At 72.4% G+C, this 10292-nt stretch carries 10 protein-coding genes and 3 pseudogenes; 6 read left to right on the top strand and 7 right to left on the bottom strand.

Translation table 11 applies throughout. The features are described from left to right. Both JNW87_RS28160 and JNW87_RS28155 read left to right on the top strand, forming a co-directional pair. Positions 1–472 (top strand): annotated as a pseudogene (locus JNW87_RS28160) (thrombospondin); the annotation flags it as partial. Between the two features lie 300 nt (positions 473–772). Beyond that, a pseudogene (locus JNW87_RS28155) lies at positions 773–1285 on the top strand (dimethylarginine dimethylaminohydrolase family protein); the annotation flags it as partial. Here the strand turns inward: JNW87_RS28155 and JNW87_RS28150 are convergent. After that, positions 1280–1474: pseudogene (locus JNW87_RS28150) on the bottom strand (hypothetical protein); the annotation flags it as partial. The pseudogenes JNW87_RS28155 and JNW87_RS28150 sit on opposite strands and share 6 nt — an antisense overlap. A gap of 227 nt (positions 1475–1701) precedes the next feature. On the opposite strand from JNW87_RS28150, the gene JNW87_RS28145 reads away from it, so the two are divergent. The 4 genes from JNW87_RS28145 to JNW87_RS28130 all read left to right on the top strand — a co-directional run bounded on the left by JNW87_RS28145 (position 1702) and on the right by JNW87_RS28130 (position 5881). After that, on the top strand, positions 1702–2451 hold the full coding sequence (locus tag JNW87_RS28145; RefSeq protein WP_109804839.1) for a PIG-L deacetylase family protein: 750 nt from the start codon (positions 1702–1704) through the stop codon (positions 2449–2451). A gap of 151 nt (positions 2452–2602) precedes the next feature. Next, complete coding sequence (locus tag JNW87_RS28140) at positions 2603–3802, top strand: low temperature requirement protein A (protein ID WP_109804840.1); 1200 nt, start codon at positions 2603–2605, stop codon at positions 3800–3802. A 144-nt stretch (positions 3803–3946) separates the two neighbouring features. Further along, positions 3947–4999, top strand: coding sequence for a mechanosensitive ion channel family protein (locus JNW87_RS28135; protein ID WP_236648445.1), 1053 nt, complete (start codon positions 3947–3949; stop codon positions 4997–4999). A 48-nt stretch (positions 5000–5047) separates the two neighbouring features. Beyond that, entirely contained in the window at positions 5048–5881 is an 834-nt protein-coding gene (locus tag JNW87_RS28130) for a DUF72 domain-containing protein (RefSeq protein WP_109804841.1), read from the top strand. On the opposite strand, the gene JNW87_RS28125 is transcribed toward JNW87_RS28130, so the two are convergent. The 6 genes from JNW87_RS28125 to JNW87_RS28100 form a co-directional block, all read right to left on the bottom strand. Beyond that, on the bottom strand, positions 5838–6266 hold the full coding sequence (locus JNW87_RS28125; protein ID WP_109804842.1) for a DUF2267 domain-containing protein: 429 nt from the start codon (positions 6264–6266) through the stop codon (positions 5838–5840). The two genes, JNW87_RS28130 and JNW87_RS28125, sit on opposite strands and share 44 nt — an antisense overlap. A gap of 291 nt (positions 6267–6557) precedes the next feature. Then, the gene (locus tag JNW87_RS28120) at positions 6558–7430 is read right to left on the bottom strand and encodes a DUF72 domain-containing protein (RefSeq protein WP_109804843.1); all 873 of its coding nucleotides are present in this window, start codon (positions 7428–7430) and stop codon (positions 6558–6560) included. Positions 7431–7477: 47 nt separating this feature from the next. Then, positions 7478–7876 carry a TraR/DksA C4-type zinc finger protein gene (locus tag JNW87_RS28115; RefSeq protein ID WP_109804844.1) on the bottom strand — a complete coding sequence of 133 codons (399 nt, stop codon included), beginning with the start codon at positions 7874–7876 and terminating at the stop codon, positions 7478–7480. Positions 7877–8064: 188 nt separating this feature from the next. Next, on the bottom strand, positions 8065–8700 hold the full coding sequence (locus JNW87_RS28110) for a uridine kinase (protein WP_109804845.1): 636 nt from the start codon (positions 8698–8700) through the stop codon (positions 8065–8067). 52 nt (positions 8701–8752) lie between these two features. Continuing rightward, a complete protein-coding gene (locus JNW87_RS28105; RefSeq protein ID WP_238454696.1) occupies positions 8753–9361 on the bottom strand; it encodes a winged helix-turn-helix domain-containing protein in 609 nt (202 codons plus the stop codon). A 345-nt stretch (positions 9362–9706) separates the two neighbouring features. Beyond that, positions 9707–10129: a winged helix-turn-helix domain-containing protein gene (locus JNW87_RS28100; protein WP_109799590.1), complete on the bottom strand. Its 423-nt coding sequence runs from the start codon at positions 10127–10129 to the stop codon at positions 9707–9709. Between the last annotated feature and the right edge of the window lie 163 nt (positions 10130–10292).

Raw genomic sequence — 10292 nt, 5'->3', positions numbered from 1 at the left:
GACCCCGCAGGCCGGCGGCGTGACGCCGGACCCGGTCCAGGAGCGGACCGTCGACCTGGAGCGCGGCCGGTCGGTGCCGCGGCCGGTGCCGGTGGACGGGGAGCACGCCGACCTCGACGGCCGCGCCGAGCGGGTCGCCGTCGGCCCGAAGCCCCGGGCCAGCCTGCTGGCCACCCTCGGCCTGATCGTCTCGGTGGTCGGCGCGCTCTTCGTGCTCACCGGCGCCCTCGCCGGGTACGGCACCGGGCTGGGCGCGGTCGGCGCGGTCCTCGCCGTGCTGGGTCTGATCGCCACTCGCCGCCGGCACATCGCCGGCAAGACCGACGCGCTGATCGGCATCCTGGTCGGTCTCGCCGCCGTGGTGCTCGGCGTGGTGTCGCTGACCGGCCAGTTCGACTGGCCGACCACTGACGGCGACTGGGTCGGCCGGTTCCGGGAGTGGCTCGACTCACAGTTTGCCGGTCTCTTCTGACGGGCACCTTCCGGCCCGCCGGCGGTGCGCCGGCACGCCCGACCAGCTCTGGTGGTTCACCAGCCGGGCACAACCTCCTTCGGGGGCGGCGATTCGCCGCCCCCGAAGCGTGTTCAGACCCGGCTACCGGCCCGACGCAACGAATCGTCGACTCCTCAGCCCCAGACGCAACGATCCGGCGACCAACGCAACTTCCGGCGGTGGTTGTCGTCGGCCCGGGCCGCATACCGTTGACCAACGGCGCCAGCCCGTGGGCCACGGTGGCCGGCGCGCCCGACCGCTGGGAGCAGGACAATGACGATGGACGCCACCAGGCAGCGTTTTCTGATGTGCCGGCCGACGTACTTCGCCGTCGACTACGCGATCAACCCGTGGATGGACCCGACCGCCCCCGTCGACGCCGGGCTGGCGATCCGGCAGTGGGAGCAGCTCCGGCAGACGTACCTGGACCTGGGCCACGAGGTCGAGCTGGTCGACCCGGTCGCCGGCCTGCCGGACATGGTCTTCGCCGCCAACGGCGGCACGGTGATCGACGGCAAGGCGATGGCGGTGCAGTTCCGCGACCCGCAGCGCGCCGACGAGGCCCCCGCCTACCGCGCCTGGTTCGAGGCCGCCGGCTTCGAGATGTACGACCCGAAGCACGTCAACGAGGGCGAGGGCGACGTCCTGCTGGTCGGCGACCACCTGCTGGCCGGCACCGGCTTCCGCACCGCGCACGCCTCGCACGCGCAGCTGCAGGAGGTCTTCGGCTACCCGGTGATCACCATGCAGCTGGTGGACCCGCGCTTCTACCACCTGGACACCGCGCTGGCCCGGGGTCGCGCCACCGTCGGCCGGACCCTCGGCGCCACGGTCCGCCCCTCGGTCGGCGCCACGCTCCGCGCCACGGTCGGCGCCACCGTCGGCGCCACCGTCCTGCTGGCCCGGGGTCGCGCCACCGTCGGCCGGGCCTTCGGGGCCGCCGCCGCTGGTGGTCTGCATGTCGTCGTCGTTGAGTGGCATCGGTGCTCCCTCGGGTGTGCCGCCCCGTCGTCGGTCGGGGTCCGTCGTGCAGCGGGTGGTACCCCCCGCGCGATCTTCTCTAACCCACGGTAGACGTCGGAACCCGGCGACACGGACGGTTCGCCGGGCCCCGAACCTGGGCCATCCGTTGCGGCAGGCCACGCCTGCGGGCGCGGACCGGTGCGCGGTGTCAGGATGTACCGGGAATTGGCCGGCAGGAGGGTCGCATGGCGCAACCGGAGGTCGAGCCGCTGGAACCGCTGCCCGAGGACTGGCAGCGCGGCCTGGCGGTGGTGGCGCACCCCGACGACCTGGAGTTCGGCGCCGCGGCGGCCGTGGCGCGCTGGACCGGGCAGGGCAAGGAGATCGTCTACTGCCTGGTCAGCAGCGGCGAGGCGGGCATCGACGGGATGCCGCCGGAGCGGACCCGGGAGATCCGCGAGCGGGAACAGCGCGAATCGGCCGCCCTGGTCGGGGTGCCGACCGTGGAGTTCCTCGGCCTCCCCGACGGCCTGCTGGAGTACGGCGTCGCGCTGCGCTGCGAGATCGCCGCGGTGGTCCGGCGGCACCGCCCCGACGTCGTCATCACCAACAACTTCCGGGACACCTGGGACGGGGCGTACGCGCTCAACCAGGCCGACCACATCGCCACCGGTCGCGCGGTGCTGGACGCGGTCCGCGACGCCGGCAACCGGTGGATCTTCTCGGAGCAGTTGGTCGACGGTGTCGAGCCGTGGAACCGGGTACGGCAGGTCTGGGCGGCCGCCTCCCCGCAGTCCCGGCACGGCGTGGACGTCACGGCGACCTTCGAACGGGGCGTGGCGTCGCTGCGGGCGCACGCGGAGTACCTGCGCGGGCTCGGGGACGGCGGCTTCGACCCGGAGGAGTTCCTGGAGGGGATCAGCCGGCCCGCCGGCACCCGTCTCGGGGTCCGCTACGGCGCCGCCTTCGAGGTCTTCCACTTCGACCTCTTCTGAGCGGTCGAGTCGCGCCTCCGGGTCACGGCGCCTTGCAGGCATGGCGGTGGAGCCGACCTGCCGACTTCGGCGAGAGTCCGCGTGGGACCGGTGGGCTTCGGAAGGATCGGCCCAGGGAACGTTCCGCACGCGAGCCGTCCGAGGTGTTGCCATGTCCCAGCCGGCGAGTCATCCACAGGCCCCCTCGCGCACCTGGTACCGGCCGATGGTCGCCCGCCCCACCGACGAGCCGTACCGGCGGGTCACTCCGCTGGAACTGCTCTTCGACCTGTGCTTCGTGGCCGCGGTGCGACAGGCCGCCGACCGGCTGCACCACAACCTGGGCGAGGCCGACATCGGCCATGGGATCGGCCTCTACCCGGCGGTGTTCTTCGCGATCTGGTGGGCCTGGATGAACTTCACCACGTTCGCCTCCGCGTACGACCCCGAGGACGACGTCTACCGCCTCACCACCCTCGTCCAGATCGCCGGGGCGCTGGTGATCGCCGGTGGCGTGCCCCGCGCCTTCGACCACGGCGACTTCTCCGTCATCACGTACGGGTACGTGATCATGCGCCTGGCGATGGTCGGGCAGTGGTTGCGCGTCGCCCACAGCGATCCCGAGCGGCGCGCCACCGCGCTGCGCTACGCCGTGGGCATCATCGTGCTGCAGGCGGCCTGGATTGCCCGGCTGGCACTGCCCGACGGGTGGCCCTGGCTGTTGCCCGGCTTCCTGGCGGTCGCCGTCGCCGAACTGCTGCTGCCGTTCTGGGCCCGGCGCCCCGCTCCGATCATCTGGCACCCGCGCCACATCACCGAGCGGTACGGCCTGTTCACCATCATCGTGCTCGGCGAGTCGGTGCTCGCCGCGAGCCTCGCCGTGCAGACCGCCTTCGACCGGGGAACCAAGGCGAGCCCCCTGCTGTCGATCGCCGGTGCCGGGATCGTGATCGTCTTCGCCATGTGGTGGCTGTATTTCGACCGCCCGGTCGAACACCTGGCAACGACGCCGCGCGTGGCACTGCTGTGGGGATACGGCCAGTATCTGATCTTCGCGTCGGCGGCCGCGCTCGGCGCGGGCCTAGCCGTCGATGTCGACTACCAGACCGGGGCGGCGCACCTCGGGCGCGTCGCCGCCGGGTACGCGGTTGCCGCGCCGGTCGCCATCTACCTGATCGCCGTCTGGACGCTGCACATCCGCCCGTACGAGCAGCTGAAGATGACCGTGCCGTACTGGGCCACGGCGGCGCTCGTGCTCCTCACCCCGCTCACACCCGCGCCGTCCCGCCTGACCGCTCTGCTCCTCGCCGCCCTCGTCGCTACCACCCTCATCGCCACCCGATGCGGGATGGGCGCGGCGACCGGTCACTAGGTCCACCCCCGCTGTCGGGGCGGTGACCCAGCCTGCCGACGCGTGCCCGATCGCCGGACTTCGCGTGGCCTGATCGTTTCCAGATGCACACCGCACGGTCGCAACTCCCGTGACACGCTCGGACAGGACAACCTGCCCGAGGAGTTGGAGGAGCATGAGCACTACGGCTGCATCGGTCGGCGCCTGATGGGCTTGGTGGCGATCGTGCTGGCCTCGCTGGGAGCGGCGCTCCTGCTGGATCGGTTCACCGGCGTGCTCGTCCGGCGAGTCGCCCGCGGCCGCTACCAGTGGTGCCTGACGCCGTTGTATAAGGCCTGCCGACGTCCCGCGATCATGGTGCTGCTGCTCGGAGCGCTGTACTTCGCGATGCCGACAGGGCCGGACTGGTGGATTCGAGCAGTCCGCCACGGGGTCCAGCTGCTGCTGATCGGCTGTACCGCGTGGCTGATAGTCAAGGCCCTGTACGTCACCGAAAGCATCATCTTCAGCCGGTTGCCGGAGGCGGCGGTCTCGGGCCGCCGCATCCGGCGCGCCCGCACCCAGATCCGGCCGGTACGGCGCCTCACCGCGACCGTCGTCACCATCCTGGCGATCGGCCTGATCATGGTCACCTTCCGGCCGGTACGCCTGTTCGGTCTGTCGGTGTTGGGATCGGCCGGAGTGGTCGGCGCGGTGATCGGGCTCTCCGCGCGGACCGCCCTGGGCAACGCCTTCGCCGGAATCCAGGTGGCCTTCGCCGACTCACTGCACGTCGGCGACGTCCTGGTGATCGAGGGCGAGTGGGGCCGCGTCGAGGAGTTGAAGCTCACCAATGTCGTCATCCGACTCTGGGACGACCGGGTGCTCATCCTGCCCACGACCTACTTCACCGAACGCCCGTTCCAGAACTGGACCCGGAACGAAAGCCGGGTGGTCGGCCAGATCAAACTTCACGTGGACCACACCGCCGACCTCGACGACCTACGCACGGAGGCCCGGCGGCTGGTCGAGGCGTCGCCACTCTGGGACCGCGACCAATGGGTGCTGCAGATGGTCGACGCAACCGCACAGAGCGTGGTCATCCAGATCCAGGCCTCCGCCGCCGACGGCCCGAGCGCCTGGGACCTCCGCTGCGACCTCCGCGAGGGCCTCATCCGCTACCTTCGGGATGAACACCCGCAATGGCTCCCCCGCACCCGCAGCGAATACAAGCCCTGAACCTCCGACAGCGGTACGCCGCAACGAACCTCCAAGGGCGCGATCACAATGATCCTGGTCGGCACCTCCGGCTGGCAGTACCGGGACTGGCGGGAGCGCTTCTACCCGGCGAAGCTGCCGCAGCGGCTCTGGCTGGAGCACTTCGCCGAACGGTTCGCCACCGTCGAGGTGAACAACGCCTTCTACCGGCTGCCCGAACGGGACACCTTCGTCGCCTGGCGGGCCCGCACCCCCGACGACTTCTGCGTGGCGGTGAAGATGAGCCGTTACCTCACCCACATCAAACGGCTGCGCGAGCCGGCCGAGCCGGTGGCCCGGTTCCTGGACCGGGCCGGTGGGCTGGGCGACCGGCTCGGACCCGTGCTCGTGCAACTCCCGCCGAACCTGCGCGCCGACCCCCGGGCGCTCGACGAGACGCTGCGGCTCTTCCCCGCCGACGTGCGGGTGGCGGTGGAACCCCGGCACCCCTCCTGGTGGAGCGACGACACCCGGCGCGTCCTCGAACGGCGCCGGGCCGCGCTGGTCTGGGCCGACCGGCTCAGCCGGCCGGTGACGCCGCTGTGGCGCACCACCGACTTCGGCTACCTGCGCCTGCACGAGCGGCGCGCCCGCCCATGGCCGCGCTACGGCCGGGCCGCGCTGGCGTCCTGGGTACGCCGGCTGAGCGACACGTTCGGCGACGCCGAGCCCGCGTACGTCTACTTCAACAACGACCCCGGCGGCGCGGCGATCGTCGACGCGGTGGCCTTCGCCGGACTGGCCCGGCGGGCCGGCCTCCCGGTCAGCCGGACGCCGAGGGCCCGCCCCACCGGAGTGGAGCGGGCCGGGACGGGGCCGGTCAGGGAATCATCCGGCCCAGGTCCTTCGGCATCTGCGACTTGACGTCCTGCCACTCGCCCTGGGTGACGTGCTGACGCAGGGTGTCCAGCACCACCTGCACCACCCGCTCCGTGCCGCCCTCCACGTCGTACGGGAAGCCCTGGCGGACCTCGTAGAGAAAGTCTTCCCGGTTCAGCTTGATCGGCACGTTCTCCGGCTGCCAGCCGTCGAAGTAGATGCCGCGGACCAGCACCGGCAACTGCTGGGCGAACTCCACGCTCTGCTGCACCGGCAGCCGGTCGCGCAGCAGGTGCAGCACCGTGCGCAACGCCGCGTACGACTGGTTGCGCTGTTCCTTCGGCCAGCCGTACGCCTGCTCGATGTCCTTGAGCATCAGGTTTGTCTTGTCCATCGAGGACTCGACCGCGGAAATCAGCTGCTCAGCCATCTACCCACCCCCGTGCGTCGGTTTCCCAGCGTCGGTCGTCGGTGCGGCGCGGCGGCCCGCTGGGCCCCCGCCAGAGCCGGGTCGGGCTGAACCGACCGGGCCGCTCGCCACGCCGGGGCACGTCGGACTTCCCGACCACGTGCAGCACCCGGCCGCGGCGCGCATCCGCTACCACCCGCACCGTCATGGCCCACCTCCTGTCGGCCTCGCGGTCGCGCCGGTCGACGGACCGCACACACCGTCCATGCTGTGCGGCTCCGGGGTGAGTGGGCCTCACCCGCCCCGGGTGAATCAGTCCGCGCCGAGCAGGGCCTGCAACTGCCGGCCGTTGCGCTGGGCGTAGTCGCGGTAGCAGTTGTTCATCAGCACGTGCGTATGCTCGGCCTCCCCGGCCAGCTCGCGCAGCTTCGGCGCCCAGTCCCGCAGCTCCCGCTCGGAGTACTCGTACCCGAACTTCTCGTGGATGTCCTTGCTGGTCCACTTGTCGCTGTGCCCGTGGAAGCGGACCACCGCCAGGTCCGCGGTGGCCGCCAGCACCGGCGGGACGGACGACCGGTGCCCCTGCGGCATGTCGACGCAGACGTACGGCAGCCGGTGCTGACGCAGGAAGCCCAGCGTCTCGTCCCCGTTGGCCCCGTCGAACCAGGACGCGTGACGGAACTCGAAGACCGGGCGCAGCGGGGCGCACCGCTTCGCCACCTCGAGCAGGTACTGCTTGTTCTCCCGCTTGATGGTGAACCAGGGCGGGAACTGGAACAGCAGCGCGCCGAGCCGGCCCGCCTCGACCAGCGGGTCCAGGGCGGACAGGAACCGGGTCCAGACCTCCTCGTACGTCTGCGGCGGCAGATCGTCCGGGTAGACGTTCTTCTTGTCCGTCTCCGGGCGCAGGTCCTTGTAGAGCGCGCCGACCCGGGTCGGATGCCCGGTCAGCAGGCTGAACGCCTTGACGTTGAAGGTGAACCCGGGCGGGGTGCGGGCCACCCAGAGCTCCGCCGTCCGCTCCGCGGGCGGCGAGTAGTAGGTGGCGTCCACCTCGACCAGCGGGAACTGCCGGGCGTAGTAGTCCAGCCGTTTCTCCGGGGTGTCCGCGGTCGCCGGGTACCAGCCGGAGTCGAGCAGGGTCCGGTCGGTCCACGAGGCGGTGCCCACCTTGATCTCACCCATGGGTGGAGTCCACCGCGCGTCGGACCGACCGGCAACTCGGACGGCGCTCAGGCCGCCCGCCGCTCCCGGGTCTGCTTGCAGGCCACGCAGGAGGTGGCGGACGGGAAGATCTCCAGCCGCTCCACGGGGATCGGCGCGGAGCAACCCTCGCAGAACCCGTAGGTGCCCTCGTCCAGCCGGGTCAGCGCGTGCTCGAACTGGGCGCGGCGGTCCAGAATGGTGCGCAGCAGGGACTGCGCGGTGTCCCGCTCGGCGGTCTTGGTGCCGCTGTCGGCCTGGTCGTCGCCGGCGGTGTCGCCGACCTCCACCAGGCGCAGCACCTGGCTCTGCAGCACCGCCTGCTCGTACTCCGCGGTCAGCTCGTCGTAGCGCGACCGCAGGGACTGCCGGATCTGGTCGATCTCCGCCTGGGAACGGCCGGTGGCTACCGTGTCGTGGACGAGCATCGCTGCCTGCCTTTCGTGGGCCTCACATCGGTCCGGGGCGCTGTGACGCCCCGGACCTGTCCGTCGGTGGCGCGGGTGAACTCACCCGTGCTCTGTGAGCCGGGCGATTACCCGCACCTGGAAAGGATCAAACCGACGATTTTTCGCCCGTCGGCGTACCGACCGTCCGGTTCCGGCGGGCCGGCCGGTCAGCCGGGTTCCCCGGGCTCGACCACCGCCGGGTGGCGGGGGTCGTCGACCCGGACGACCACGTCGGCGAAGGACGCCGGCGCGACCTCGTCGGCGTACCGGGCGAAGGCGGGCAGCGTCCAGCGCAGCTCCGGGTCGGTACGCCGGGCCAGCGCGGCCGGGGAGAGCTCCAGGTGCACGGTGACATCGAAGGGCAGCCCGCCGCCGAGCAGCAGCGACCCGCTGACCAGCACCACGCCACCGGGTGGCAGCTCGACGTACCCGGCCCGGCTGGCCCGGTCGGTGACGGCGTCCCAGAGCGACGGGAGCAGCCGACCCGACCCGTCCGCGGCGGCCGGGTCGAGCACCTCCCGGCGCAGCCCGGTCTCGTCGACCCAACCCTCGTAGTAGGCGTCCGGGTTGGTCCGGCCCAGCTCCAGCCGGACCGAGGCGGGGCGGAGGAAGTCGGCGGCGAGCACGTGCAGCACCGGCCGCCCGGCGGCGCGCAGCGGGTCGACCAGGGCCGCGGCCAGCGCGTCGGGACCGGCGGCCGGTGGACCGTCGATCGCCACCCGGAGCCGCCCGGGCACGGCCGTGCCGGCCAGCCGGTCGGCCAGCTCGGCGACGAGTCGTTCGGGCGTGATCGGACGGACCACATCCGACCATGGTGCCCGGCCCACCTGGCGGCCGGCCAAGGACCCGGCCGGCTCAGCCGGTGCGGTCGACGGTGACGCGGGCGTCGTCGGCCAGCCGGTAGCCGACGCCGTAGACGGTGGTGACCAGGGGGACGTCCACGCCGACCTTGCCGCGCAGCCGTCGGACGTGCACGTCCACCGTGCGGACGCCGGCGTGCTCGTAGCCCCAGACCGCGTTGAGCAGTTGCAGCCGGGTGAAGACCCGGCGCGGATGCGCGACCAGGTGCAGCAGCAGGTCGAACTCCAGCCGGGTCAGCGGCAGCGGCTCGCCGTCGCGCAGCACCGAGCGGGAGGCGGCCAGGATGTGCAGGGTCGGGACGGTCGGGGCTAGGGGGCGGGACGGGGACCGGCCGGCCGGCACCGGGTCGGGGCGGCGCTCCACCGGGCCGGTGCCGCTGGAGATGACCGCGTCACCGCGTTCCAGCATCTCCCGGGCGGCCTCGAGCAGCCGGCGCGCGGGTGGGGTCAGGGACTCCTCGCAGGCGAGCGGGATGGACAGGGTCACCGTGAGCACGGGTGTGGCCGTGTTCGCGGGGCGACGCTGGCCGCCGGGAGGACGACCGGGAACCGCGGGTTGGGACGTATGCCATCCGGCGCGCGACGAGGCGGGGCTGACCGACATGGTCCTCCTTGGCTGGTCCGGGTATCTCCCCACGGCCCGGGACGCCGCTTCATCGATGCTTCCCGGCGCCTGTGCGAGGGTCAAGGGGCGGCTACGTTGCATGAATGTGACAATTGACGAACACATCGGAGCCACCCGCTCGCTCTCCGTGCGAGGCCAGATGATTACAGCAGAGTCGTCGGGGCGACCGGTCAAGGGGGGTGCCCGGCCGGTTCACATTGGCCGGTGGCACCGCTGGGCCCCTGCTCACGCGGGGGAACGCGGCCGGAACACGGGGACGCCGGACGCCCGGGGCCGCGGCTCCGACCCGGGCGCCCGGAGCGACGGATGGCTCCTCCCGTCGGTTCAGTGCTCCCGGTCCACCTCGACGCGGGCCTCGTCGGCGAGCCGGTAGCCCACGCCGTGCACCGTGGTCACCAGCGGGGTGTCGGTGCCGAGCTTGGCGCGCAGCCGGCGGACGTGCACGTCCACGGTGCGGGCCACCGCGTGCTCGTAGCCCCAGACGTTGGCGAGCAACTGCCGGCGGGTGAAGACCCGGCGGGGGTGCTCGGCGAGGAAGAGCAGCAGGTCGTACTCGATCCGGGTCAGCGGGACGTCCCGCGGACCGTGGCGGACGATCCGGGGGCCGGCCAGGATCCGTACCGGGTTCGGATCGGCCGGTACGGCCGGCGGATCGGCCGGCAGGTCGGGCTGTGTCGGCGGGGCGACCGGATCGGCGGCGCGCGACCGGCCGGCGAGGGCGCGGCCCGGCGTCTGGTGGCGGAGCATCCCCTCGCCCGTCTCGGCCAGCTCGCCGAGCAGGTCGACCAGCCGGGCCAGGCCTGGCGTCAGCGCACCAGCGGGGATCTCGAGGGTGATGGGTCATGGTCGGGGTGGGGCGGGGCCGGGGCAGCGTGGTCCGGTCGGGACGGTCGGGCCGGTGCGGAGGCGA

It is taken from the genome of Micromonospora sp. ATA51, assembly GCF_016802855.1.
In the GTDB taxonomy this organism is placed as follows: Bacteria; Actinomycetota; Actinomycetes; order Mycobacteriales; family Micromonosporaceae; genus Micromonospora; species Micromonospora sicca.
This window is presented reverse-complemented; position numbering and strand designations above follow the sequence as displayed.